Annotated in this window: 17 protein-coding genes and 1 tRNA gene; 5 read left to right on the forward strand and 13 right to left on the reverse strand. The window is 69.1% G+C overall.

The genetic code is table 11. The features are described 5' to 3' along the window. Nucleotide 1: 1 nt before the first annotated feature. From CXQ96_RS09735 to CXQ96_RS09780, 10 genes are all read right to left on the reverse strand, one after another. Nucleotides 2–2,665: a LuxR family transcriptional regulator gene (locus CXQ96_RS09735; RefSeq protein ID WP_104117840.1), complete on the reverse strand. Its 2,664-nt coding sequence runs from the start codon at nt 2,663–2,665 to the stop codon at nt 2–4. Beyond that, nucleotides 2,662–5,289: a LuxR C-terminal-related transcriptional regulator gene (locus CXQ96_RS09740; protein WP_146070850.1), complete on the reverse strand. Its 2,628-nt coding sequence runs from the start codon at nt 5,287–5,289 to the stop codon at nt 2,662–2,664. Before CXQ96_RS09740 ends, CXQ96_RS09735 begins: the two co-directional genes overlap by 4 nt. 317 nt (nt 5,290–5,606) lie before the next feature. Beyond that, entirely contained in the window at nt 5,607–6,587 is a 981-nt protein-coding gene (locus CXQ96_RS09745; protein WP_104117842.1) for a ribose-phosphate diphosphokinase, read from the reverse strand. Then, nucleotides 6,584–8,140, reverse strand: a complete 1,557-nt coding sequence (gene glmU, locus CXQ96_RS09750) for a bifunctional UDP-N-acetylglucosamine diphosphorylase/glucosamine-1-phosphate N-acetyltransferase GlmU (RefSeq protein ID WP_104117843.1) — start codon at nt 8,138–8,140, stop codon at nt 6,584–6,586. The genes CXQ96_RS09745 and glmU overlap by 4 nt, the downstream gene beginning before the upstream one ends. 27 nt (nt 8,141–8,167) lie before the next feature. Beyond that, nucleotides 8,168–8,239: transfer RNA gene (locus CXQ96_RS09755), tRNA-Gln, on the reverse strand. Between the two features lie 114 nt (nt 8,240–8,353). Further along, the gene (locus CXQ96_RS09760; RefSeq protein WP_104117844.1) at nt 8,354–9,442 is read right to left on the reverse strand and encodes a glycoside hydrolase family 26 protein; all 1,089 of its coding nucleotides are present in this window, start codon (nt 9,440–9,442) and stop codon (nt 8,354–8,356) included. A 30-nt stretch (nt 9,443–9,472) separates the two neighbouring features. Further along, nucleotides 9,473–11,293 carry an ABC-F family ATP-binding cassette domain-containing protein gene (locus CXQ96_RS09765; RefSeq protein ID WP_104117845.1) on the reverse strand — a complete coding sequence of 607 codons (1,821 nt, stop codon included), beginning with the start codon at nt 11,291–11,293 and terminating at the stop codon, nt 9,473–9,475. A gap of 34 nt (nt 11,294–11,327) precedes the next feature. Next, nucleotides 11,328–12,275, reverse strand: a complete 948-nt coding sequence (locus CXQ96_RS09770; RefSeq protein WP_104117940.1) for a 4-(cytidine 5'-diphospho)-2-C-methyl-D-erythritol kinase — start codon at nt 12,273–12,275, stop codon at nt 11,328–11,330. Nucleotides 12,276–12,322: 47 nt separating this feature from the next. Beyond that, the gene (rsmA, locus tag CXQ96_RS09775) at nt 12,323–13,216 is read right to left on the reverse strand and encodes a 16S rRNA (adenine(1518)-N(6)/adenine(1519)-N(6))-dimethyltransferase RsmA (RefSeq protein WP_104117846.1); all 894 of its coding nucleotides are present in this window, start codon (nt 13,214–13,216) and stop codon (nt 12,323–12,325) included. Nucleotides 13,217–13,266: 50 nt separating this feature from the next. Next, entirely contained in the window at nt 13,267–14,445 is a 1,179-nt protein-coding gene (locus tag CXQ96_RS09780; protein WP_104117847.1) for a resuscitation-promoting factor, read from the reverse strand. Here CXQ96_RS09780 and CXQ96_RS09785 point away from each other — a divergent pair. Then, entirely contained in the window at nt 14,444–14,740 is a 297-nt protein-coding gene (locus tag CXQ96_RS09785) for a hypothetical protein (protein ID WP_104117848.1), read from the forward strand. The two genes, CXQ96_RS09780 and CXQ96_RS09785, sit on opposite strands and share 2 nt — an antisense overlap. A 115-nt stretch (nt 14,741–14,855) precedes the next feature. Here the strand turns inward: CXQ96_RS09785 and CXQ96_RS09790 are convergent, their stop codons facing one another. Further along, on the reverse strand, nt 14,856–15,845 hold the full coding sequence (locus CXQ96_RS09790; RefSeq protein WP_104117849.1) for a TatD family hydrolase: 990 nt from the start codon (nt 15,843–15,845) through the stop codon (nt 14,856–14,858). Between the two features lie 182 nt (nt 15,846–16,027). On the opposite strand from CXQ96_RS09790, the gene CXQ96_RS09795 reads away from it, so the two are divergent. The 3 genes from CXQ96_RS09795 to CXQ96_RS09805 are packed head-to-tail and all read left to right on the forward strand — an operon-like array spanning nt 16,028 to nt 21,056. Continuing rightward, nucleotides 16,028–17,053: a MoxR family ATPase gene (locus CXQ96_RS09795; RefSeq protein WP_104117850.1), complete on the forward strand. Its 1,026-nt coding sequence runs from the start codon at nt 16,028–16,030 to the stop codon at nt 17,051–17,053. Nucleotides 17,054–17,091: 38 nt separating this feature from the next. Next, nucleotides 17,092–18,636, forward strand: a complete 1,545-nt coding sequence (locus CXQ96_RS09800; protein ID WP_104117851.1) for a DUF58 domain-containing protein — start codon at nt 17,092–17,094, stop codon at nt 18,634–18,636. Next, nucleotides 18,633–21,056, forward strand: coding sequence for a DUF3488 and transglutaminase-like domain-containing protein (locus CXQ96_RS09805; protein WP_104117852.1), 2,424 nt, complete (start codon nt 18,633–18,635; stop codon nt 21,054–21,056). Before CXQ96_RS09800 ends, CXQ96_RS09805 begins: the two co-directional genes overlap by 4 nt. 167 nt (nt 21,057–21,223) lie before the next feature. Here the strand turns inward: CXQ96_RS09805 and CXQ96_RS09810 are convergent, their stop codons facing one another. Both CXQ96_RS09810 and rsmI read right to left on the reverse strand, forming a co-directional pair. Beyond that, a complete protein-coding gene (locus CXQ96_RS09810) occupies nt 21,224–22,705 on the reverse strand; it encodes an NAD-dependent succinate-semialdehyde dehydrogenase (RefSeq protein ID WP_104117853.1) in 1,482 nt (493 codons plus the stop codon). A gap of 144 nt (nt 22,706–22,849) precedes the next feature. Beyond that, nucleotides 22,850–23,671, reverse strand: coding sequence for a 16S rRNA (cytidine(1402)-2'-O)-methyltransferase (rsmI, locus tag CXQ96_RS09815; protein WP_258059024.1), 822 nt, complete (start codon nt 23,669–23,671; stop codon nt 22,850–22,852). A gap of 429 nt (nt 23,672–24,100) precedes the next feature. Between rsmI and CXQ96_RS09820 the strand changes: the two genes are divergently transcribed. Beyond that, nucleotides 24,101–25,573 carry a dolichyl-phosphate-mannose--protein mannosyltransferase gene (locus CXQ96_RS09820; protein ID WP_258059025.1) on the forward strand — a complete coding sequence of 491 codons (1,473 nt, stop codon included), beginning with the start codon at nt 24,101–24,103 and terminating at the stop codon, nt 25,571–25,573. The last annotated feature ends 30 nt before the right edge of the window (nt 25,574–25,603 follow it).

Consider the following 25,603-nt stretch of genomic DNA (forward strand, 5'->3'; position numbering starts at 1 on the left):
TTTAGCTGTTGCTCATATCGGCCTGCAATCCGACAATTTCTGCCAGTTCATCACGCCCAGTGATGCCGAGCTTCAGGTACATACGGTAGAGATGCCCCTCGACTGTTCTGGGTGAGACGGTGAGCATCTCGGCGATGTCGCGATTCGTTCCTCCCGATGCGGCGAGCACTGCGATTCTGCTCTCCCGGTCAGTGAGGTGGTCAAGGCCCGATCCGAACGGCATGACAGCACTCTCGACCAAGGCTTGCCGGCGCCGCAGCACTCCACAGGCGTGCCGTTGAGACTTGTGGTCCCCTTGGGCGGCAAACAGCCGCACCGCATGCGTCGATGCTCCTACTGCCAGGAGGTAGTCGCCCCGTTGCTCCGCTCGGTCACCGACCTGCGCCAACGCCCCGGCGTCGTTCTCGATCAGCGCGTACGCGTACTCACGGAGCAGCATCGCCTCGCCACCCTCGAAATGCTCGGTCACCTGCGCGAGCCGGTGGGCGTGCTGGCGTTCCCCGAACAGAACCAGGAGCTGGAGGATGTCCTTCTCGCACCCGCCGTACCCGGCGTTAGCGGCTTCATCGGCAAGGGCAGAGAGTTCTGCATCGCTCTCGTTGGCTGGCTCCAGGCGAACCCTTGCCGCTGCCGCGTATGCCGTTGCGGCCAACAGATGGGCGGCGGAACCGCGGGGAGCGAGGAGTTTAAACTCCTGATGAAGGCGTCGGCCGAGATCGACCAGGCCGAGAGCAGCTGCTGTCCAGCAAAGAAGACCGAGTGCGTACGGCAGCATGACGTCCTCGTCGGACTGGCGAAGCGCTGCGACCGCGTGGAGCAGCGTGTCGTGAGCCCTTGTGAACCTTCCGATCCGCACGTCGAGGAGGCCCTGCCATACCGCGAGCGTGCCGCTCCTGAAGAAGAAGTCCCTGCCGTCTCCGGCAGAGTAGGCGCTGATGGCCGTCCGTGCTCGGCCGTATTCCCCGCTGTGGATCAGGAGTGAGATATGACGACCAACCACTGAAGTGCGGATAGCCCCCAAGCCGAAGCGGTCTTTCCGCACCAGCTCCATCGCCTCCTCCAGGTGGTCGAGCCCTTCGACACATCGTCCGGTAGCTCCGAGCGCCTCGCCCAGGAGTGCGTGTCCCATCACTGCCTGCCGGGGTGGCAGCGGCGCGCCGAGGAGATCCCGAAGGTGCTGCTCGGACTCGACGAACGAGCCCGACAGGTTCAGGGCACGCGCGCGGAGGAGAACGATGTCGCGCAGGTTCTCCTGCACCTGGTTGTCCGAGCGGTGCGGATGCAGCCTGCCGAGGCCTTCTTCCCATGCCTCGGCGATGTCGAGGAGACCACGGGCCTGTCCGGTGGCTGCGAGCTCCAGCTGCGCGGAGAGGACCGCGGCGGCTCCGAGGGAATCACCGTCCGGAGCCATTCGGATGAGCGACCGCACGCTCGCCGCCGCAGGGGTCGCCCGCCGCAGCAGGGACCTGGCCCGCGTTGCCTCGACCGCTGCGGCGATGGCATAACCGGAGGACCGCACCGCTTCGGCAAGGCGCAGCGCCACCTGTGGCGTCGATTCCGTGCAGGCCACCCGCGCGGCGTCCAGCAGCACGCGGTCATCGACCGACTCGCCACAGTCCAGCGCCCATTCGAGCTGGGATATCCTTCCCCGCCCGAACGGCGGGAACTCCGTTCCGACCGGAAAAAGCCGGGACCGGAGGTCGGCACGCCGGCCCACCGTGACCAGTGAAGAGAGGACCGTCGCGTACAGCGGCGGATCGACCACGGCAAGTGTCGCATCCCATGGCGCAGTACGAACCAGGCCGCTCGTGAGCAGACGGCGCACCGCCGAATCCCCGGCCATGGCCGACAGCAGGACAAAGGGCGCCGCTCCGGCCAGTGAGAGTGCGTCGAGGGCGTCGCGTTCTAGGGCGGGCAGGTTGCGTAAGTCGCCTGCCACGAGATCAGCCAGGGCTGGGTCGACCCCATCCGGTTCATTGAGGAGGACGGAGATGCCGTCGCTCAGGACGAGACAGCGGCTGCGGACGGCGTGGAGGACGATCGACCGCAGGAAGAGCGGATTGCCGCCCGACTTCTCCGCGAAGTAGTCGCTCGCTCCTCGCACGATGCCTCCTCCCAGGAGATGCCGGCAGGTCGCGGCGACGTCGTCAGGCGTCAGCGGGCCCAGCTCGAAGTGGGTAAGGACTGCGTCGTCGACGAGTGAGCCCAGGTCCATCAGGTCATCTGCGGTACTCCGGGCGAACCCTAGAAGATGGATAGCGCCGGACATGACGAGCTGGGCGAGCAGATGGTTGGATTCCCGGTCCAGCAGATGGACGTCATCGACGGCGACGACGCACCGGTGGCCCTCCGACCGCGCCCGGAGTGCCGCCAGGACGGATCGGAGCACCGCCAGGGGGGTGCCCAGGCTTTCCTCGTCCACGTCGCTGAGCAGTGGTGCCAGCGCCCCGTACGGCAGCGTGGACAAGCCAGTGGTCCCCCGTACCAGGAATGGCTTCGGTAATGCACCGCCGCGCTCCAGCAGCTCCGCTGCCAGCGAGCTCTTCCCCATGCCCATGCCGCCGAAGACGATGGCACCACCGAGATCCTGCCGCTCCCGCACGTGACCGAGCGCAGCCATCAAAGGCTCGCGACCCACGAGACACGGCGTGAGCAGGTTGGTCACGGCTGCGTCCTTCCCGCTGGAATCAGGTTCACGAGCTCGGCCCGGCTGCCCACGTCCAGCTTCAGGTACACCTGGTACAGATGTCCCTCGACCGTGCGTACGGATACGCACATGCTGCACGCGATCTCCCGGTTCGTTGCTCCGGACGCTGCAGCAACAGCTATCTCCCGCTCGCGCCGCGTGAGGCCGAGCAGGCGGGATTCGAGAGTCCCCCACTCCTCGAATTCCGGCATCACCTCCCGCACCCGGCGCTGGACGTGCCGCAGCGCGCGCTTGTCGTCGGACACCAACGCCGCGTGCAGTGCGTGCCGAGCCGCTTCCTTCGCGAGGTCGTCGTCACCCATCGCTCGGGCGGATTCCATGCTGGCGATGAGGAGCTCGTAGTCCTTGTTCAGGATCCCCTTCGCAAACAACCCCGCCAACCGTGCGAACGGTCCCTGCAGGCGAGCGGCCAGGGCAGTGAGCGGCTCGACGGCGTCCCGGTCGCCGAGCCGGGCCGCCCTGAAGAGGGCGAGCAACCTCAGGACGTGCGCTTCCTGCCGTTCCCGGTCCAATACCGCAAGCCTCGTGAACACCTCCCCGCCAGCGGAGCGGGCGTCAGTATGGGATGACGACAGCACCTGGAAGTGCCGAGCGATCTGCCGGACCTTCCACGACGTACCGGCAGCGGATTCGCTCTGGCGTACGTAGTCGATCATCGGCTGCAGGGCGTGTTGTTTCGCGTAGCAGTAGGCAATTCCTGCCGCTGCCGCCGGCAGGACACCCCAAGGGTCATTGTGCCGAAGCTGGTCGAAGGTGGGAACCAGGATGCGGAGGGCCTCCGTGTCGTGACCCTGGGCCGCGCGGGTCAGCGCACGGCCCACCTCCTCGTAGGAGCTCGGCGCGCAGCATGACTCATCGGACCGCCGAAGGTCGAACTCGCGGATATGGAGGGCGCCGTGGACGTCCCCGGCGATGCAGTACGATTCCCAGATCTGGGCGTAGGCGAACTCCCTCGTACGCGCAGTCACGGTGTGGTCGAGGAGGAAGACCGCGATGGAGCGCGCGAGCTCGACCGCTGCCGACTGCTGCTCGCCCATCGACCAGGCCTCGCAGAGGATGGTGTCGATGCGGACCAGCGTGTCATCGCACAGCACTGCCGGACCGTTCTTCCGTCCGCCGAGCAGGTCCTCGGCCTCCCGGTAGCGACCCTGAAAGGCCAGCATCTCGGCGCGCGCGACGAGCACCTCGTCGTGCAGGGTGCCGGCGGTCCGTGGATCGGTGTCCAGGAGGTCCGACGCGATCGCCTCGGCACGTGCCAGCGAGTCCGGGCGCGCACCCGTCCCCGAGCGCTGACTCAGCTCGGCCTCCATCAGGAGCAGGCGGACCTCCTGGTTCGGCGGCGCCCCGCGGAACTGCTCCCGTCGCGCCGTGATCTGGGCGGCGCCGCCGTAGTCCCCCTGACCGAGCAGGGACCTCACCACCTCGAGCTGCACGGCACAGTCCCGGGGGACACCGGTGTCGGCAGGGGCAGCGAGCTCGAGAGCCTCTGCGTACTTCCCGTCGTCGTTGAGAAGCCCTGCAGCCCGAGCGACGAGGGCGGCATCCAGTGGAAGGTCCGCTTTCTGCCGCCACGCAGCGTGGTGGTGGGGGGCGAGCTGCGCCGTGTCCCATCCTCCCGTCGAAGATGTGGCGAGTTCGTAGGCGGTTTCCGCCTCTCCCGAACGCAGGGACGTCGTCACGCCGGCTTCAATGATCGGCGAGGCACACCGGACGGTGTTGTCCCGGTCCCTGCCGACGGTCAGCAACCCGGCACCCTGCAGGGAGTCGACGGCTGTCCTGCCCGTCAGCCGAAGGAGGACCGGGACGGGGATCCCGCCCGACAGCGCCACGAGGATCGACGCCGTCCTGCACGCGGGTCCGAGCGACTCGATCTGCTCAGCCACAGCGGCAGACGCCTCCCGGCACGGTGCGGCAATCCCGTCCCTGAGGATCCAGGAGTTGGAGCTTCTGATCACCAGCCCCTGCCGCCGGAGTTCGCGCAGGCAGCCCCGAACGAAGCCCGGGTACCCGCTGCTCAGCTGGTACACCCTGCGCACCACGTCGCCGGACACCGGCGCCTCCAGTTCCACTTCGGCGAGGAGCTTCGTCTCCCCGAGCGCAAGGGGTCCGATATCGCGGCGAAGGAGACTTCCTCTGCGCCAGAGTGCCATGAACGCCGGATCGGCGAGGTGGAAGTGCCGCGTCGTCAGCAGGGCCTTGCCGACGCCTTCGGCGACCAGCTGGGCCACGATCACCGCAGAGGGCGGGTCGAGCAGTTCGACGTTGTCCACCGCGAGCAGCACTGGTCCGCCCGCTGCCCTGTTGCCCAGCAGCTCCGACAAGGCCCGCACGATCGTCGCCGGATTCCTGAGGCACCTGTCGTCGACGTCGCACAGCAGGCTGTTGAGGGCGTCGTAGGCGGTGCCCGTCCTCGAGGCGAAGCCACGGATGCGGACGACGTGCAAATCCGGGCGATGCTCCTGGAGCGCCTGGTGGAGCAGCGCTGTCTTGCCGATACCGCTCGGACCAGCAAGGAGGACACCCGCAGATGCAGGGGCCTGCAGCGCACTCGCAATGACGTGCAGCTCGTCGGTGCGTCCCACGAATGAAGAGCGCGGGTCGCCGGTTCTTCGACGATCACCGGTTGTCCGGGTAAGACCTTCTGCTGCCACGGGCGCTACCGACTTCGAGTGACCCCATGAAGTCCGTACACCCGTCCTGATCCGTCAGGCGTTCCTCGTGGACCAGGACGGGTGTACGGACGGTACACGTGCTTGGTGCTGACTGACTCGCAAGCCTATCCACTCGAAGCGGCCGGAGAACCGGACCGCACTACTCGAAAGACCGTTCACACCACGTGGTTCAGATCGAACTACTCGACCCGGAGTACCTGCTACCCGGGTGCCACCCGGACTGCGACCTACGCGTTGCCGTCGAACAGGCTGGTCACGGATCCGTCGTCGAACACTTCGCGGATGGCACGCGCGATCAGGGGCGCGATCGACAGGACCGTGAGCTGCGGGAAACGCTTCTCGGACGGGATCGGCAGGGTGTTGGTCACCACGACCTCGCGGGCACCCGACTCCGCCAGACGGCGTGACGCCGGCTCGGAGAACACCGCATGCGTCGCCGCGATGATGACGTCCTTGGCCCCCGCGTTTTTCAGCACCTGGACGGCGCCGGAGATGGTGCCGCCCGTATCGATCATGTCGTCGATGAGCACGCAGGTGCGTCCCTCGATCTGCCCGACGACCTGCTTGGACACTGCCTGGTTCGGCACCGTGAGGTCGCGGCTCTTGTGCACGAAAGCCAGGGGCGCGCCGCCGAGCCGCTCCGCCCACTGCTCGGCCACCCGCACGCGGCCGGTGTCCGGTGACACCACGGTGACGTTGTCGGCATCGACCCGGGTCCGGATGTAGTCCGCGAGCAGCGGGATGGCCATCAGGTGGTCCACCGGTCCGTCGAAGAATCCCTGGATCTGCGAGGTGTGGAGGTCCACGGACATGAGCCGGTTGGCGCCGGCGGTCTTGTACAGGTCCGCGACGAGCCTGGCGGAGATCGGCTCGCGGCCACGGCCCTTCTTGTCCTGGCGGGCGTACGGATAGAACGGCGAGACGACGGTGATGCGCTTGGCCGAGGCCCGCTTCAAGGAATCCACCATGATGAGCTGCTCCATCAGCCAGTTGTTGAGCGGAGCAGGGTGGGCCTGGATGACGAAGACGTCGGTACCCCGGACGCTTTCGCCCGAACGCACGTAGATCTCACCGTTCGCGAAGTCGTAGGCCGAGACCGGCAGGAGCTCGGTTCCCAGCCAGGAAGCGATCTCCTCGGCAAGCTCGGGGTGCGCCCGCCCGGAGGCAAGCACCAGTTTCTTCTCGCCGCGTGCCGTGATCTCGCTCATGACTGACCGCTTTCCTGGGGTTCCGGGTGTTCTGCTGTGGGGGTGGCACTGGCGGCGGCGTCCGCCGAAGCGGTGCCGGGCCTTCGGGACGCTGTCCAGCCGTCGAGGTTCCGCTGGGGAGCGACACTGATGCCGAGCGCTCCTGCCGGCACGTCCTTGCGGATCACCGCGCCGGCTCCGGTGTAGGCGCCGTCCCCGACCGTCACCGGGGCGACGAAGACCGTGTTGGAACTTGTCCTGACGTGGGACCCGATGACGGTCCGGTGCTTGTTGACGCCGTCGTAGTTGGCCGTGATGTTGCCGCAACCGATATTGGTGTACTCGCCGATCTTGGCGTCACCGGCGTAACCCAGGTGTGAGAGCTTCGAGCCGCGCCCGATCGTGACGTTCTTGGTCTCGTAGAAAGCGCCGATCTTTCCCTCTTCGCCGAGGACCGTGCCGGGCCGCAGGTAGGTGAAGGGTCCGACATGCGCGCCGGCGCCGATCCGGGAGCCGCTACCGTGCGTCCGCACGACCTGCGCGCCGCTTCCGACCACGACGTCCGTGAGCGTGCTGTCCGGCCCGATGACGGCGTCACGGGAGATGACGCTTGCTCCGTGCAATTGCGTTCCCGGCAGGATGGTGACGTCCTCGTCGAGCTCGACCGTCGCGTCGATCCAGGTTGCCGCGGGGTCCACGATGGTGACACCGGCCCGCATCCAGCGATCCAGGATCCTGCGGTTCAACTCCGCACCGAGGTGGGCGAGCTGGACGCGGTCATTGGCGCCTTCCACCTGCCACCGGTCCTCCACCACGAGCCCGGCAACGCGGCCGCCATCGCCGCGGGCGATTCCGAGGACATCGGTGAGGTAGAGCTCCCCCTGCGCGTTGCTCGCGTCGATGCGGCCCAGCGCGGAGCGCAGCACCGCGGCGTCGAAGGCGTAGATTCCCGAGTTGACCTCCCGGATGGCGCGCTGGCCCTCGTCCGCATCCTTGTGCTCCACGATGCCGAGCACCGAGCCGTCGGCGGCCCTGACGATCCGGCCGTACCCTGTGGCGTCGTCGAGTACGGCGGTGAGCACCGTCACGGCGTTGCCGTCCCGAGCGTGGGCGGCGACCAGGGCGTCGAGGGTCGACGTCTCGAGCAGCGGGACGTCCCCGTAGGTCACCACGACGGTACCCTCGATCGTTCCCCGCGCGTCGAGGGCCTCGAGGGCTACCTGCACGGCTCGCCCGGTGCCCGGGATGTCGTCCTGGTCCACGAGCAGCGCCTCGGGTTCGATCGCGAGGACGTGCGCGGCCACGAGTTCACGCTCGTGACGGACCACGACGGCGAGTTCCTGCGGCGAGAGGCCCCGTGCAGCTGAGAGCGCGTGCCCGATCATGGAGCGTCCGGCGAGGGTGTGGAGGATCTTCGGAGTGCGGGACTTCATGCGCGTTCCCGCGCCGGCAGCCAGGACGATGACCGCCGCTGGCCCGCTCAGGATGTGCTGGGACGTCGTCGCGGTCTCTTCGCTCTGGGGGCTCACGAAGCGGGCACTCCTACTGTTGTCTCTGGGCGGTCCGGGATCCATCGGGGATGGGCACCGGGGCTTGCGCCGTTCCGCCCATAGGATTCGAACCTATACTCCACAGCTCCAAAGGCTGGGGTGCTGCCATTACACCAGGGCGGACCATGCGGCAGCTACACCTCCAGCGGGAGGCACGTGCGCACGGTTATCTAGTTTGCCATGGAGTTGAAAGGACAGCGGCATTTTCGTTCCGGCAACCGGGGGCGGACGGTCCAGCTAGCGGGTGGAGAGAGCAGCCTCGAAAGCGTCCCGCGCCGAGTCGCTGCTGGTGAACCGCCAGTCGGACTCCTTCCGGTAGTGGAACCAGATGAAGCCCTCGACATCGGGTTGCGCACCGAGATAGGCGACGAACTCGGTGATCCAGTCGGCCTTCGACCCGCCGGACTCGGTCGACGACGTCTCGCCGATCAGGATCGGTTTCTCCGGCGCCAGCTCGCGCGCCTGCCGGAGCCCTTCCGCGAAGAGCTCCTCGGGCGTGAGCCACCGTTCGCCCTCGCGGGTCGTACCCCAGTTGTACGCATCGAGAGCTACGACGTCGACGTAGTTGTTCCCCGGGAAGAAAGCCCGCAACTCGCCGGAGTCGCACGTCGGGGCCTGGGGGTTCCATACCCAGGAGACGTTGGTCACGCCCGCGGCCTCGAACAGGTCGTGCACGTGACGCCAGCTCTCGACGTAGTCGTCAGGCGTGTTGCCGCTGGTTCCGGCCCCCCACGGGTACCACGGGAAGTTCATCTCGTGGGCGAACCGGATCAGGACGGGTTTGTCGTACGAACGGAGCGTGTTCGCCCACTCCCACAGGTAGGGGTCATGATGCCCGTCCACGATCGTCGTCAGGCCGAAGCGGGTCTGATCCGGTCCCGCCGCCGGATCCCACGGCTCCCAGGTCAGGACGGGCGTCGCCCCCCGTGCGGCAACTGCCTCGAGCCCTGCCAGCGGAACGGGCTCGAGGAAGCTGGAGTACGCCATGATCAGCGAAGGGCTCTCGCCGATGGTGCGGGCGACCTCGTCCCACTGCGAGGGTGAACCGAAGCCGCCGTCCGTCGCGACCCCGAATGCCGGACGCTTGCCACTGATGGTCGGCGCGCCGGCTTCGCTTCCGGTGTCGGCAGCCTGGAGGCCCGCGGCGCCCTGCACCGCTTCCGGTGCCGGCGCCGGGACGCTTCTACACGCAGTGTTCCGTGCGGTGCCGGTGTCGGTGCCGGTGTCGGTTCCGGTGGCGGTTCCGGTGGGACGCTGCATGAGGACGACTATCCCCAGACAGAGGATGACCGCCGCGGTCACGGCCAGAATGACCATGCGCTTCATGGGGATGCTCCTGTCTCGGCAGGTGAAGGCCTACTCCCCCAGGATCTCGGCGGCTTCCATCCATTGTGCCTCGAGGTCCTCGATCTCGGCCTGCAATTCCTTGAGGCGGGTGTCGAGCTCGGCGATGTGGCCGAAATCCGCGTCGGCCTTCGCACCGGCGTCGTTCATCTGCTGCTGCAGCTTGCCCTTCTGTGCATCGACCTTAGTGATCTGCCGCTCGATGCGGGCGAGGTCCTTGCGGGCCTGCCGCAGCTCCGCCTCCGAGGAGCCCCCGGTGGAACCGCCACTGATGGCAGGTGACGCTGCGCTTCCGGTGGCCGTCATGGGACCCGCGGCATTGCGCAGCTCGAGGTACTGGTCGACGCCGCCGGGCAGGTCACGCAACCTTCCATCGCCCAGCAGTGCCATCTGGGTGTCCGTGACGCGCTCGAGCAGGTAGCGGTCGTGCGAGACCACCACGAGCGTGCCGGGCCAGCCGTCGAGCACGTCCTCGATGGCGGACAGCGTGTCGGTGTCGAGGTCATTGGTCGGTTCGTCGAGCATCAGCACGTTGGGCTCCCCCACCAAGAGGCGCAGCAACTGCAGGCGACGACGCTCGCCGCCCGACAGTTCGCTGACCCGCGTCCACTGCTTCTCGTTCGTGAAGCCGAGCTGCTCCACGAGCTGACTGGCGGACACCTCCTTGCCGCCTACCGCGAAGACCCGCTTCTCCGACTCGATGACCTCGATGACGCGGCTGTCGCTGACGTCGTCGAGTTCGCGTACCTCCTGGGAGAGCACGGCGGTCTGGACGGTCTTCCCCTTCTTCACTTTGCCCGCCGTCGGCTGGAGCTCTCCGTTGAGGAGCCGCAACAGGGTCGTCTTGCCGGACCCGTTGACGCCCACGAGCCCGAGGCGCTGGCCGGGCGCGAGCCGCAGCGTGATCTTGTCGAACAGCTGCCGGTCCTGGCCCTCGCCGTCGCTGATCGTCAGGCTGACGTCCTCGAGATCGAGGACGTCCTTGCCGAGGCGGGACATGGCCATCTTGCTGAGCGCCAGGGAGTCGCGTGGTTCGGGGACGTCGGCGATCAGTTCGTTCGCCGCCTCGATGCGGAACTTCGGCTTGGCGGTCCGTGCGGGGGCACCACGGCGGAGCCACGCGAGTTCCTTCTTGACGAGCTGCACGCGCTTCGATTCGACCACCGAGGCCATGCGGTCGCGCTCGGCGCGTGCCAGGACGTAGGCCGCGTAGCCGCCGTCGAAGTCGTCCACCATGGCGTCGTGCACTTCCCACGTGTGGTTGCAGATCTCGTCGAGGAACCAGCGGTCGTGGGTCACCACGAGGAGGCCGCCCTCCGTGGGACGCCAGCGCTGCCTCAGGTGCCGCGCGAGCCAGGCGACCCCTTCGACGTCGAGGTGGTTGGTGGGCTCGTCCAGCATGATGACGTCGTCGTCACCGATGAGGAGCTTCGCGAGGGCGACGCGCCGCTTCTGGCCACCGGAGAGCGACGACACCTTCGCGTGCCAGTCCACCTCGCTGACGAGGCCTCCCATGACGTCGCGGATCTTCGGGTTGGACGCCCATTCGTGGTCCGCCTGGTCGCCCACGATCGCGCGGCCGACCTCGAGGTCGCCGTCGAGCACGTCCGACTGGTCGAGGTAACCCACGGAGACGTCGCGCCGCTTGGTCACGCGGCCGGAGTCGGGGACGCTGCGCTGCGCGAGCAGTCGCATGAGGGTGGACTTGCCGTCACCGTTGCGCCCCACCATGCCGATGCGGTCGCCGTCCTCGAGTCCGAGGGACACGTTGTCCAGGATGGTGCGGGTGACGAAGGCGACGCTGAGGCTTTCGGCGCCGAGGAGGTGAGCCAAGGAGATACTGCTTTCGGTTGGAACGGTGGTGCGGTCAGGCCGCGAAGTCTGTGGCGATGCGGGCCCCGTGCGCGGGGCCGTGGACGGACGTCGCCTGCAGCCCCTCGATCCCGAGGAGGGACTCCAGTTCGGCGGCGTGGCCGGAGCTCTGGGCCAGGAAGGCGATGGTGGGACCGGAGCCGGAGACGATACCGGCGAGTGCACCGGCGGCCTTTCCCGTATCAAGGATATCGCCCAGCGCCGGAGCGAGTTCCAGCGAGGCCGCCTGGAGGTCGTTGTGGAGCAGCGGGGCGAGGCCTGCTGCATCTCCTGCTCGCATCGCTCCGAGGATCGCGGGATCGATGTCCGGCTGCGGATCGGGGATCACGCCGTCACGCAGGCGTATCTCGTCGAGCGCCCGGTAGACCTCGGGCGTCGACAGACCGTAGTCGGAGGTCACCAGGACCCAGTGGAGGGGGGTCTTCGAGATGGCCGGTGTCAGTTGGTCCCCGACCCCGAGCCCGACGGCGGTGCCCCCGACGAGCGCGAAGGGCACGTCCGCCCCGAGGTCGACAGCGATCTTCGCCAGCTCGTCACGGGAGAAGCCGCTGCCCCAGAGCGCGTCACAGGCGAGCAGGGCCGCTGCGGCGTCCGCGGATCCGCCGCCCATGCCACCCGAGATCGGGACACGCTTGGTGATGTCGAGATGGACCCCGGTCCGGCCCGGGCTGACCTCCGCCAGGAGATCAGCCGCGCGTACTGCGAGGTTGGTCCGGTCCAGCGGAATCGACGCGGCCGGCAGGTTCAGCGTGCCCTGGCCGTTGACGGTGACGGTGATGCCGTCGCCGGTCGTCTCCGTCGCCGTGACCTCCTCGTACAGGGACACCGCGAGGAAGACGCTGGCGATGCCGTGGTACCCGTCCTCCCGCGGTGGACCGACCTTCAGCGAGACGTTGATCTTCCCGGGGGCCCTGACGCGCACCGAGCGCGTACCGGTACGCATGTCGACTGTTCTGCCCGGGACCATACCCACCAACCTAGCCCACCGGCTCAGTTCGTGGCGGGCGCATCCGCTGCCACGGCTCGGGCTTCCGCGATCCGCGCGAAGGCCCCGATGTCCAGCACTTCCCCCCGCGCCGTGGGGTCCACGCCTGCGGTCCGGAGCGCCTGTTCCGCGAGGACCGGACTGCCGGCCCACCCGGCGAGCGCGGCCCGCAGGGTCTTCCTGCGCTGGGCGAAAGCGGCGTCGATGACGGCGAACACCTGCTCGCGCGTCGCCGTCGTGGCGGGCGGCTCCCTGCGTGTGAAGCGCACGAGGCCGGAGGCGATCTTGGGAGCCGGCCAGAAGACATTCATGCCGATCACGCCGGCCTTGGACATGCTCGAGTACCACGCGGCCTTGACGGAGGGGACACCGTAGGTCTTGGAGCCGGGCGGAGCCGCCAGCCTGTCCGCGACCTCGTCCTGCACCATGACGAGGCCGTGGCGCAGGGAGGGGAAGCGCTCGAGCAGGTTGAGGACCACCGGCACGGCGACGTTGTAGGGAAGGTTGGCCACCAGGGCCGTGGGCTGGTGTGGAAGCTCCGTCACGCGCAGCGCGTCCTTCAGCACGACGTCGAGTGCCGCGGCACGTTCCGGACGCCACTGGGCGATCGTGCCGGGAAGCTTCCCTGCGAGGACCGGGTCGATCTCGACGGCGACGACCCTCTCCGCGGCATCGAGCAGGCCCAGGGTCAGGGAACCGAGACCTGGCCCGACCTCGAGGACGGTCTCGTCCGCCCCGAGGTTCGCGGCAACCACGATCCTGCGGATCGTGTTCCCGTCGATCACGAAGTTCTGCCCGAGCGTCTTCGTGGGCCTGATGTCCACCTCTGCCGCGAGGCGCCGGATGTCTGCGGCTCCGAAGAGCGGTGCGGGCGGGCCGGCGGCAGGGGGAATTGTCACCGTGCCATCGTATCGGTCCGTGGAGCGGCCGTTGCCGCAGGGGCTCCCGACTAGAGGAGACCGAGCTTCCGGGCGCAGGACGGCCAGTGGCCCCAGCCACCACTCTGGCGGAGCACCTCCGCCGTCGCGATCTGCTGCTCGGGTGTGGCCTGGTTCGGCAGCGGCGCATACTGTCCACCGCCGGCTCCGATCCAGCTGGAACGGCTGAACTGCAGCCCACCGTAGTACCCGTTGCCGGAGTCGATCGACCAGTTGCCACCGGACTCGCACTGGGCGAGGGCAGCCCAAGGGCCCCCTGCAGGGGCAGGTCCGGCCGCCGACGCAGGAGCTGCCGCAGCGCCCCCGGACTGCTTCTGGCCGGCGGAAGCAGCCTCCGCTTCCCGTGCTGCGGCTTCCTCCGCCTCCCGCGCCTCGGCCTCCTCGGCTGCCTTCGCTGCTGGGTCCAGCGAGCCGACCCGGACCACGGCGGCCACCGGCTCGCGCGTCACGGTCTCCTGCACCAGGCGCCGGGACACCTCCCTGCCATCGACGCTGTCCACCGCGAAGGTCCGCGTGCGCTCGCCGTCGACGCCCTCCACGTCGACTTCCCTCTCGCCGAGGAGCAGCGTGGCGTCGTCCCTCTCGGTGACCGGGAACGTCATGGCTTCCTTCTCCGTCACGGTGGCCCCCTTCACGACGCGCGTGATCTTGAGGCCGAGGCCGTCGACGACGGCGGAGGACGCCGGGATGGACAGGCGGTCGTCGGCGCCGAGCGTGAGCCCGAGTTCGTCGAGGAGCTCCGGCAGCCACGCCACCATGGTGGTGTGCGTCGAGGTCTTGCCGTCGACGACGACGGTGACGTCCTTTTCCGTCAGCACCGTGATCCGGTTGCTGAGCGTCACGAGCTTCGTGTCCAGGGGAACCGAGACGCGGGCTGCGCCGGCCACGCCGAGTTCGACGACGAGGTCCCCGACCGTCTCGCCCGTGGTGTGGATCGTGGTCCCCGAGCCGTCGAGGAGGAGATCCACGGGGTGCGCGTGACTGACCGTGATGGTGCTTCCGTCGGTGACTGGGGAATCGAGGGCGGGGTTCACCTCGTCCTCCGCGCCCACGTGCACCTCAGCCTTGGCGAGCGCCTCGGCGACGGTACCGCCGTAGGTCTGCACGGTGCGGCCGGCGCCGTCGACGGTGAGGTGCACTTCCTTCCCCGTGCCCACGAAGGCCACGAGGCCGGCTCCGAGGGTCACCATGACCACGGACTGGCCCGTCAACCTCAGCCAGCGCTTGTGCCTGGACCTCGCCGATGTCGCCCTCGTCGCCACAGATTCCTCACGTGTTGAAGCATCCGGGCACGGGGAACCTCCGATCCGGGCTGCGGTGCACGACCAGCCCGGTGGAACTACCCGGGTCAGGGCGCACGCGAACCCGGCCCTGCGCAGCAATCTGCGCGGGCTGGAGGGGCACGACATGGAACGGTTCCCCCTGGCAGGCTGGGACCCCTCGGGGCCCTGCCTGCAGGGAGATACGTCGAATGGACGGTACTAGACCGGATGCCTTCCCCGACCCCGGCTAGTAGCTGCTAACCGTAATCGACCCGTGATTCGGCTGCAAGCACGCCGGTCGCGCGGGCACTGTGCCCCACCCCCAGCCGCTGCGGCGCTCAGTCCCAGTTGCCGTACACGGCTTCGGTGTTCGCCGTCAGCCGTGCACACAGGGCGTCGAGCGGGGTGTCCAGGATCCCGGCCATGGCACGCACGGTGTAGGGCACCGCATAGGACGCGTTCGGGCGGCCGCGGTGCGGGTGCGGGGTGAGGAACGGCGCGTCGGTCTCGGTCAGCACGAGCGCAGGGTCGGCGACGAGCAACGCCTCCCGCAGGTTCTCCGCATTCTTGAAGGTGACCGTTCCGGCGAAGGACATGTACCAGCCCTGCTCGTTGCACGTGCGGGCGAGATCCGCGCCTCCCGAGAAGCAGTGCAGCACCACACGGTCGGGTGCGCCATCCGCGAGAAGCGTCTTCACGACGTCGTCGTGGGCGTCCCGGTCGTGGATCTGCAGCGCCTTGCCCAGCCGCTTCGCGATGTCGATGTGGCTGCGGAAGGAGGACAGCTGGCTCCCGCGGCCTTCCTCGCCCGTCCGGAAGTAGTCCAGGCCCGTCTCCCCGAGCGCCCGGACGCGCTCACCGGAGGCGAGCAATTCGATCTCGGAGAGGGCGTCGTCGAGCGTCCCCGCGCCGGCCAGGAGGGGTGCTTCATTGGGATGGAGTGCGACCGCCCCGAGGAGCCTCGCGTCCTGCTCGACGACGGCCGCCGTGAAGCGCGACGACGCAAGGTCGGTTCCTACCTGTACCGCCCCCCTGACACCGGCCGCTCCAGCGGCATCCAGCGCTTCGCTGATCGACACCTCGACGGATCCTTCCCGGAAGTCGAAGTGCGAGTGGTTGTCGATCACGGGGAGAGGCAACGGCTCCGGCAGCGGCGGATACCCGCCCTTGCGCCGTCGTCGGACGGCCGCGGCGTCGCCGTCGTCGCTCGCGCCCCCTGCTTCACCCGTGCCGCCGGGGGTTGCACCGGCGTCCTCCGGCTCCCGATAGGCCGGCGGCGTCTCGCCCGGCGCGTAGGGGTGGCGGACCGATGCTGCGCTGTTACACATGGTTCAAGCCTAATCAGCACGCGGAACTTATCCCCCGGGGATCAAGTTGAGCTAGTAATCTGTTGAATCATTCAGCCCGGCCTCTGCTCCGTGCAGGACAGGCCGCGGCCGTTACCTGCGTCCCGATCGCACGGCTGTCCGGCCTGCGCTTGCCGCCGCAGCCGCACGCATGGAAGGCACCCATGGACGTCCAGCACAACATCGCCGAGGTCGCAGAGGATCTCCGGCCGGCGGCACCAGCGGACCCGGACGTTCCCGGAGCGCGATTCCACGACGTCAGCTCGCGTATCCTCCGCTCGATCGACACCGTCATCGACGGCAAGCCCGAAGCCGCGCGCCTGGCCCTCACCGTCCTGCTGGCGCAGGGGCACCTGCTCCTCGAGGACGTGCCCGGCGTCGGCAAGACGATGCTGGCGAAGACGCTCGCCCGCACGATCGACTGCACCGTCAACCGCATCCAGTTCACTCCCGACCTGCTGCCCTCCGACGTCACGGGGGTGTCCATTTTCAACCAGGATTCCCGCCGGTTCGAGTTCCGGCCCGGCCCGGTCTTCGCGAACATCGTCATCGGCGACGAGATCAACCGCGCATCCGCGAAGACGCAGTCCTCGCTCCTCGAATGCATGGAGGAGCACCAGGTCACGGTGGACGGACACACACATTCGCTCGGGGAACCGTTCATGGTGGTCGCGACGCAGAATCCGATCGAGATGGAGGGGACGTATCCCCTGCCCGAGGCCCAGCGCGACCGCTTCATGGCGCGAATCTCCATGGGCTACCCGGATGCCCGCGCCGAGGCTGCCATGCTCGAGGCCCATCAGTCGGTGTCCCCGCTCGAGGCGATCCGCCCTGTGGCGAGCGTGGCCGACATCGCAGCCATGATGCGCCAGGTCCGGGGCGTCTACGTCTCGCCCGCCGTGAAGGACTACGCGGTCGCGATCGGACGTACCACGCGCGAGCATCCGCGGCTGCGGCTCGGCGCGAGCCCGCGGTCCCTCCTGCAGCTCCTGAGGGCCGCGAAGGCGGGAGCAGCGCTCGAGGGCCGCGACTTCGTGCTCCCCGACGACGTCGCGGCGATCGCCGACGCCGTCCTGGCGCACCGGCTCCTGCTCGACCGCAAGGCCACCAGCGCCGGGGAGACGGCATCGACCATCGTTGCCGACGTCCTTGCCCGGGTACCGGTGGCCCGCGAGGCCCAGCGGCGCTGACGACCATGACGCACCCCTTCTAGCTCCGGCGGTTCCCGATGGTCCTCCTCGACAAGCTTCCTTCCCGCATCCTCACGGTGCGCGGGTGGGGCTTCGTCCTCACAGCCGTCCTGGCCCTGCTGTTCGCGCAGGTACTCGGCCGCCGCGACCTCCTGTATGTGGGCGTGCTGCTCCTGGCACTGCCGATGGCCTCGATCCTCGTGCTGAGGATCGTCAAACCCCGCTTCACCGTGAGCAGGCGCTTCCAGCCGCAGTCGATGGAGATCGGTTCGACGACGACCGTCACGTTGTCGCTGACCGCGTCCGTGGCGGGCGGCGCCAGCATCTCGATGGAGGAGCAGCTGCCCCCGCGGTTCGGACAGGCACCCCGGTTCACCTATCCGTCGCGCAATCCGACCCGGGAGGGGGTCTCCCTCTACGAGTACCGCCTGCGCTCCGCCTACCGCGGGGTCTACGGCATCGGACCGGTGACCGCCGAGTTCACCGACCCCTTCGGTCTCGGGAAGTCACGCCACGTCCTCGGGGGTGAGGATGCCCTCGTCGTCACGCCCGCGCCCGTCGAGCTGCTCGCCTCCCCGCTGTCCGGGTCCCGGGGGAACGACGGCCTGGCCGCCACGCGCCGCCAGGCGAATCCGAGCGACGACGACGTCATGACGCGCGAGTACCGGCACGGTGATTCCATGCGACGCGTCCACTGGGCCGCGACGGCGCGCCACAGCGAGCTCATGGTCCGGCAGGAGGAATCCGTGACGACACCCCAGGCGACCCTGCTCATGGATCAGCGGCACGGCAGCTTCAGCACCGGGTTCATGGCCTTCGGCGCGGACGGCAACGGGCTCTCCACCTCCCCCACGTTCGAATGGGCCGTCACGGCCGTGATGTCGATCAGCACGCACCTCCTGGAGCGCAACTACGCACTGCGCTTCCTCGACCACCACGGAGCTCCCGCCCTGCTGCACTCCCCCTCCGCTCCGTTCCCGTCGGAGGAGGAACACCAGGGCCAGGGTGCCGTCGCCGGCATCGCCGAGGGGTTGGCGGCACTCGAGCTCGCACCCGAGGGCGGTCGCCGATTCCAGACGGAGGAGCGCGCGGGCAGCACCGTCATCCGCGCGGGTGAAGCGGCGCGCCAGGCCGCCCGCAGAATCCGCCGCTCCGCTGCGGATACGCCGCAGAGCGTTCATCATGCCGCCGCATTCGGGGACGACCTGCTCGACAAGCTCGTGGCGATGCGGCACCGTGGTCCGCTCATCGCCGTCCTCGGCGTCATCACCACCGAGGAGGCGCGCTCCCTCGCCTCGGCCTCCGACTACGGCTCGGCAGCGTACGCCATCATCGTCGCCGAGCGGCCTGCTGAGTGCCAGCGGCAGCTTGACATCCTGCGCGATGCCGGCTGGCACGCCACGGCGGCCTCCCCCGCAGCCCGCCTGCCCGCGATCTGGGCCGGACTTGAGTACGCGGTCGGCCAGGCGCGCAACGGGAGCACCAACAGCTCCAGTACCCCGGGTACATCCGGGACATCTGGTACATCCGGCACCGCACCGTCCCACTCTTCCCGCACCAGGACGCACAGGGGGAACGCATGACCTCGACACTGACCCGCCCGACGCCCGCCGCCGAGGCTGCACCGCGTACGCCGCAGCGCGCCCCCCTCGCCGATCCATGGCACTGGGCCGTGACGGGTGCTTCCCTGCTCGCCGTCCTCGCCGCGGCAACCAGTTTGAACGGGGTCGTGGAACCATGGACCTGGCTTCCTCCCGTGCTCGGTACTCTCGTTCCGGTGCTGCTGGCAATGGCCCTGACCCGGACACTGCGCCTGAGCGGAGCGCTCTCAGCCCTCGTCGGCGTGCTGGCACTCGTCGGTGCGCTCACTGCCCAGTTCTTCCCGCGCCAGAGCATCGTCGGCGTGATGCCGGGGCCAGGAACGTCACGGGAACTGGGGCGGCTTCTCGCGCAGGCCGAGGAGACCGTCGTCTCGCAGGTCGCGCCCGTACTCCCGAGCGCGGGCATCTTCCTGGTCATGTGCGCCGCGCTGGGCCTGATCGCCATCATCGTGGACGTCTTCTCGACGACGATGCGCATGCCGGCCGCGAGCGGGCTGGGGCTCTTCACCGTCATGGTGGCACCGGCCATCGTGAAGCCGAACGGCGTCGGGATGGACGCGTTCATCGTCACGGTGCTCGCCTTCCTCCTGCTCCTCGCCGCGGCGCAGTGGCGCGAGAACCGCCTCGCGTCCGGCGGCGCCCGCGCCTCGTCCGGCTTTGCCGGCCGCAGCATGGCGATCGGCGCGGCGGCCCTCGCCGTGACCATCGTCCTGCCGATGTTCGTTCCGGGCTTCAACTCCGGGGCCTTCCCGCAGGGCTCCCGCATGAATGTCTGGGGCAACGCCACGGGCCTCAATCCCGCGGTCACGCTCGGCAACGACCTTCGCAATCCAACGGGCTTCGGCCGCATCGCGTACTCGACCAATTCGGATGCCCCGGTGTACCTGCGGGCCGTGACACTGGAGGACTTCAGCGGCCGCCGCTGGGAGCCCGATCAGCGCCTCGACGACCGTGAGCCGGGCGTCGCCGAGATCGGGGCGGAGCAGGGCTCCCCCAGCTCCACTCCGGCCGGCAGTACTGTCTTCACCCGCATCACCACGCAGAGCTACGCCAGCCCCTGGCTGCTCTCGCCCTACGCGCCCGTCGCCATCTCGGACCTGACCGGTAACTGGGCGTGGGACCCGGCGAACCTGTCCGTCTTCGCCACCGACGGAGGATCGACCGCGCGCCAGGAGTACGTGGTGGAAAGCCGCTCGGCCGAGCTCACGCGCGAGGGCCTGGGCGTCATCGGCCCGTCGGAGCGCGAGCCGGTGCCGGAGGTGTTCACGCAGCTCCCGGATGACACGCCGGAGATCGTCCGCACGACGACGGAGGACGTGGCCGGCGAGTTCGTGAACCCGTACGACAAGGCGCTGGCCATCCAGAGCTACCTGCGCAGCTCCGAGTTCACCTACTCGGTCGAGGCCCCTGTCGACGGCGGGTACGACGGCAGCGGCATGGACGTCATGGCGCGCTTCCTCGAGTCGAAGTCCGGGTACTGCGTGCACTACGCAGGCACCATGGCGGTCATGGCGCGGGCGGCCGGTATTCCCAGCCGTGTCGCCATCGGCTACACGCCCGGTAGCCCCACGGGTAACACGGAGGAGGGCCCCGACGGCGAGGAGCTGCGCGAGTTCGTCGTCGATTCCCGCAACGCGCACGCGTGGCCCGAGTTGTACTTCGAGGGCGCGGGCTGGGTGCGGTTCGAACCGACTCCCTCCCGCGGCGTCGTCCCGACCTACGCCCAACAGGCCTTCGCACCTGTGGGACCCCGCGCGGACGATTCCGATTCCCTCAACCCCGGCGCCCGGCCGGGCGCCCTCCAGCCGACGGGGTCGGCAACAGCACCGGCCGAGAACTCCGAGGAAAGCCAGGCCAGCGGACCCAGTGACGATACGCAACCCGTCGCCGGTCTGCTCGCAGTCGCCGGGATCGGGCTCCTCGCTCTCCTGCCCCTGCTCCTCCGGACCGCGAGGACTCGATCGCGGCGCCGCTCGGTCATGGTCCCGAGTGCCTCGACGGGCAGCGGGGGCGCCGCGACCTCGGCCTGGGCCGAGACCACGGAGATCGCCGGCGACTACGGGTATCCCCTCGAGGCGACGGACACACCTCGGACCTTCGCAGGCCGCCTGGCCCGCGAGGCGGCCCTCGACGGCGAATCGGCCGGGGCGCTCGTGCGGCTGCGGTCCGCGTACGAGTACGAGGAGTACGCCGACCACGGAGGGCCCCTCGGGTCGTCGCCCGTGGCCGCGGCCCGGTCCTCCGTCCCGACCCTCGTCCGAGCGGTGGCACCCCCGCGGTGGGACGACGTGGACACTGTCACGCGCGCGGTCCGCAGCCGGTCCTCCTTCTCCACCCGGCTGAAGGCGCGCCTGTTCCCGCAGTCCCTCCTCAACCGGTTCCGGTCCGGCTCCCCGCGCTGATCGTCAGGACCACCCGGCCAGCGGGTGTCCTCCACGGCCACCCGGCCCGCGGGGCCCGCCACAGCCACCCGGTCCGAGGGAGCTCGTCAAGACCAGAGCCTGCCTGAAGCAGGAAGGCCGGCACCCTGCGGCAGGTGCCGGCCTTCCGTCGTCGGGCGGGATGTCCCCTAGGACGCGTAGGGGTCCGCGATGCCTACGTACTGCGTGTACAGGTACTCCTCGATGCCTTCCGCGCCGCCCTCGCGGCCGAGGCCGGACTGCTTCACCCCGCCGAACGGGGCAGCCGCATTGGACACGACGCCCGCGTTGAGGCCCAGCATGCCGGTCTCGAGGCGTTCGCCGATGCGCAGGCCCCGGTTGAGGTCGCGGGTGAAGACGTAGGCGACGAGGCCGTACTCGGTGTCGTTCGCGAGGTCCACGGCTTCGTCCTCCGTGCTGAACGTGATGATCGGCGCGACGGGTCCGAAGATCTCCTCCTGCATGATGCGCGCGGTCCGCGGCACGTTCTTGAGCACGGTGGCCGGGTAGAAGTATCCGTCGCCCGTGACAGGCGAACCACCCGTGACCGTCTCCGCGCCGTCACCGACAGCCGCTGTCACCAGTTCGTGCACCTTGTCCCGGCTCTTCTGGTCGATCAGCGGGCCGAGCTTCGACTCGTCCTCCGTACCCCGGGCGGTCGTCATGCCGCCCATACGCTCGGCGAGGGCCGCGGCGAAACGGTCCGCCACCGATTCGTGCACGATGAAGCGGTTCGCGGCGGTGCAGGCCTCACCCATGTTCCGGAGCTTCGCGAGCATGGCACCGGTGACCGCCGCATCCAGGTCGGCGTCCTCGAACACGAGGAAGGGGGCATTGCCCCCGAGCTCCATGGAGGTCCGCAGGACGTTCTTCGAGGCGGCTGCCAACAGGTTCCGCCCCACCGGGGTGGAGCCGGTGAACGAGAGCTTTCGAAGGCGGGGATCCTCGATGAGCGGTCCCGTGACATCTCCCGCGGTGGTGGTGTTCACGATGTTGAGGACACCGTCCGGGAGGCCCGCTTCCTGGAGGACGGTCGCGAACAGCGACGACGTCAACGGCGTCAGGTTTGCCGGCTTGAGCACCATCGTGCAGCCCGCGGCGATTGCCGGAGCGATCTTCCGCGTCGCCATGGCCAGCGGGAAGTTCCACGGCGTGATGAGCAGGCAGGGCCCCACGGGCTTCTTGCTGACGAGCAGGCGGGACTTGCCGTCGGGCGACATGGAGTAGCGGCCGGAGGCGCGGACGGCTTCTTCCGAGAACCAGCGCAGGAACTCGGCTCCGTAGGTGACCTCTCCGCGTGCTTCGGCGACAGGCTTGCCCATCTCGAGGGTCATCAGCAGGGCGAACTCATCCGCCCTGGCAGTGACCAGATCGAAGGCCCGCCGGAGGATCTCACCCCGTTCACGGGGGGCGACGCGCGCCCAGTCGGCCTGGGCGGCAGCGGCTGCGTCGAGTGCAGCCATGCCGTCCGCGGGGGTGGCATCCGCGAGCGACAGGAGCGTGCGTCCGGTCGCCGGATCCTCGACGTCGAACGTGGCACCCGACGACGACGCCCGCCATTCCCCGCCGATGAAGAGCCCAGTGGGCACCTTGTCGAGTACAGCCTTCTCCTGGTCGGCTGTGACAGCCATAGTGAGCTCCTTCGCGAGGTTACGGGGCACGCCCCGAGGGGGCATTCCCGCTCACGCTAGACCCGGCGGCGAAGGAGTGTCCAGTGATTGCTGCACGGCAGGTCGGCACTTCCTCTGGACATCTGCACAACGCCCGCAGCGCCCTCAGCGGGCGGCGATCACCGCCGCATACAGCTCGCGCTTGCTGACGCGGCTCTCGGCCGCCACGGCGGCGACGGCGTCCTTGAGCCTCATACCGCCCGCGATCAGCGCGTTGACGTCCGTCACGTGATCCTGCGGACTGGACGGTGGTGCCTCGGGGGCACCCGCGACGACGACGGCGATCTCGCCACGCACCTCGCTTGCCTGGGCCCACTGCAGGAGTTCGAGGAGCGATCCGCGGATCACCTGCTCATGGACCTTCGTCAGCTCGCGCGCCACGGCGGCCCCGCGATCCGATCCGAATGCCTGCTGCAGCGAGCGCAGCATCGGTTCCAGGCGGTGGGGTGCCTCGAAGAACACCATGGTCCTGCGCTCGGCGGCGAGATCGGCCAGGCGCCCGGCCCGCACTCCCGGCTTGCGGGGCAGGAAGCCTTCGAAGCAGAACCTGTCCGTGGGCAGTCCGGAGAGGGCCAGGGCTGCCAGGACCGCGGAAGCTCCCGGCACCGCCGTGAGGTCGAGCCCCTCGGCGACCGCCGCCTCCACGAGCCGGTAGCCGGGGTCGGAGACGGAGGGCATGCCGGCATCGGTCACCATCAGCAGCGTCGCTCCGTCGCGGACCAGATCGAGGAGTTCCGCGGTCCGTTCCGCTTCGTTGTGTTCGTGATAGCTGATGACGCGGCCCGACACGGTCACGCCGAGCGCCTGCACGAGCCGGTGGAGGCGGCGCGTGTCCTCGGCCGCGACCACGTCTGCCGTGTGGAGGAGTCCGATCAGCCGTTCGGTCGCGTCACCCATGTTGCCGATCGGAGTCGCCGCCAGGACGATCCTTCCCCTGCCGCTGCCGTCCCCGGCTGTTCCCCGGTAGGCGGTGACGGGGGCACGGGTCTCCGCCTGGTCCTCGCCCGCGGCGTCGGGGTGCTCCCCTGCGCCCTCGTCCGTCAGGTCAGGGTCGGTGTCGTTAGGCTGGTTCACCGCTCCAGCCTAGCCCGCGGGGCCCGCGGCCCCTCCCGCCCTGCGGCATCCAGGACAGCTGGAACCCGGGCGCCGGTCCAGCACGAGAGGAGAACGCGCAGACGCCGCCGGTAGCATGTCAGGGTGAGCCACACCGCCGTCCGCCCTGACCAGGACAGTCCGAAGCACCGTGGCTCCTGGGTCGTTCCTCCCACTGAGGCTTACACCCTTGGGGCGCTGACGTCCCGACTCCTCGGCGCGGCTTCGGCAGGCGGCGCTCTCCTGTGGATCCTGCCGCTCGCCATGGCCCTCCTCGGCGGCGTCCTGCGTTTCGTCCGCCTCGGCGAGCCGGGATCACTCGTGTTCGACGAGACGTACTACGTCAAGGACGCCTACTCGATGCTGCAGTCGGGGTACGAGCGCGAGTGGCCCGAGAACGCCAACGATTCGTTCAACGCCGGCAACCCCGACGTCCTGCTCGACACACCCAACTACGTGGTGCATCCTCCCGTCGGGAAGTGGATGATCGCCGTCGGCATGATGCTGTTCGGTGCGGACAACGCATTCGGCTGGCGCTTCTCCGCAGCGGCGATCGGCACGCTGTCGGTCCTCCTGCTGGCCCTCGTCGCGCAGCGGATGTTCGGCTCGGCACTGCTCGGCGCCACCGCCGGCCTGCTCCTCGCCGTCGACGGCCACCATCTGGTCGAATCCCGGACGTCGCTGCTCGACATCTTCCTCAGCTTCTGGATCCTGGCCGCCTTCGCGGCCCTCCTCGTCGATCGTGACGACGGGCGACGACGACTCGCGCGCCGCCTCGCGGCCCTGGCAGGAAAGGGCGACGGCGCCGTACCGTCGCACCGGGATCTCTCCTACGGGCCGTTCCTGGGGTTCCGTCCCTGGCGGCTGGTCGCGGGCGTATGCCTCGGGCTGGCACTGGGCACCAAGTGGTCCGCCCTCCCGTTCATCGCGGCCTTCGGGCTGATGTCGGTCGCCTGGGACATGAGCGCCCGCCGCATCGCGGGTGTGCACCACTGGTTCCTCGGCGGTGCGGTCAAGGACGGGCCGCTGGCCTTCGTCTGCGTCGTCCCGGTGGCGCTCCTGACCTACCTCGCCACCTGGACGGGCTGGCTGCTCTCCGATGACGCCTACGACCGCACGTGGGCGGAGCGGAACCCTTCGGCACAGTGGGGCTGGGTGCCGGATTCCCTGCGCTCCCTCGCCGAATACCACCGCAGCGCCTACACGTTCCACCAAGGACTCGGCTCCGACCACCCCTACGAGGCAACCGCCTGGTCGTGGCTGGTGATGGGCCGGCCGACGTCGTTCTTCTACGAGAAGCCCTCGGGCTGCGGAGCCGAAGCGTGCTCGCAGGCCGTCACCGTGCTAGGCAACCCGCTCATCTGGTGGACCGCGTCGCTCTCCCTCCTCGCGCTGCTGTTCTTCTGGCTCGGACGCCGCGACTGGCGCGCCTCCGCCATCCTCACGGGTGTCGCCGCCGGCTACCTGCCGTGGTTCCTGTACCCGGAGCGCACCACCTTCTACTTCTACGCCGTGGCCTTCGAACCGTTCCTCGTGCTGTCATTGGTCTACTTCCTCGGGGTCGTGCTGGGCGGACCGGGGTCGAGCCGTGCCCGGCGCCGACGCGGTATCGTGCTCGTGGGGGTCTTCCTGGCCGCCGTCGTCGCGCTGTCGGCGTACTTCCTCCCCATCTGGACGGCCGAAGTCATCCCCTACGACCAGTGGCGCATGCGCATGTGGCTTCCGAGCTGGATCTAGGCCTGCAGCCCGCAGCCCCGCACCCCGCAC

This window comes from Arthrobacter sp. B1805, assembly GCF_002929745.1.
Classification (GTDB): Bacteria; Actinomycetota; Actinomycetes; order Actinomycetales; family Micrococcaceae; genus Arthrobacter_D.

Bases quoted from the DNA above. Each gene is read 5' to 3' on its own strand.
- CXQ96_RS09785 (WP_104117848.1), top strand. From the start codon at position 14,444: ATGACCACGGACTGGCCCGTCAACCTCAGCCAGCGCTTGTGCCTGGAC.
- CXQ96_RS09745 (WP_104117842.1), bottom strand. From the start codon at position 6,587: ATGAGCGAGATCACGGCACGCGGCGAGAAGAAACTGGTGCTTGCCTCC.
- CXQ96_RS09800 (WP_104117851.1), top strand. From the start codon at position 17,092: ATGGTCCTCCTCGACAAGCTTCCTTCCCGCATCCTCACGGTGCGCGGG.
- CXQ96_RS09790 (WP_104117849.1), bottom strand. From the start codon at position 15,845: ATGTGTAACAGCGCAGCATCGGTCCGCCACCCCTACGCGCCGGGCGAG.
- CXQ96_RS09795 (WP_104117850.1), top strand. From the start codon at position 16,028: ATGGACGTCCAGCACAACATCGCCGAGGTCGCAGAGGATCTCCGGCCG.
- CXQ96_RS09780 (WP_104117847.1), bottom strand. From the start codon at position 14,445: ATGGTGACCCTCGGAGCCGGCCTCGTGGCCTTCGTGGGCACGGGGAAG.
- CXQ96_RS09805 (WP_104117852.1), top strand. From the start codon at position 18,633: ATGACCTCGACACTGACCCGCCCGACGCCCGCCGCCGAGGCTGCACCG.
- CXQ96_RS09820 (WP_258059025.1), top strand. From the start codon at position 24,101: ATGGCCCTCCTCGGCGGCGTCCTGCGTTTCGTCCGCCTCGGCGAGCCG.
- CXQ96_RS09760 (WP_104117844.1), bottom strand. From the start codon at position 9,442: ATGAAGCGCATGGTCATTCTGGCCGTGACCGCGGCGGTCATCCTCTGT.
- CXQ96_RS09810 (WP_104117853.1), bottom strand. From the start codon at position 22,705: ATGGCTGTCACAGCCGACCAGGAGAAGGCTGTACTCGACAAGGTGCCC.
- glmU (WP_104117843.1), bottom strand. From the start codon at position 8,140: ATGGATCCCGGACCGCCCAGAGACAACAGTAGGAGTGCCCGCTTCGTG.
- CXQ96_RS09770 (WP_104117940.1), bottom strand. From the start codon at position 12,275: ATGCGTACCGGTACGCGCTCGGTGCGCGTCAGGGCCCCCGGGAAGATC.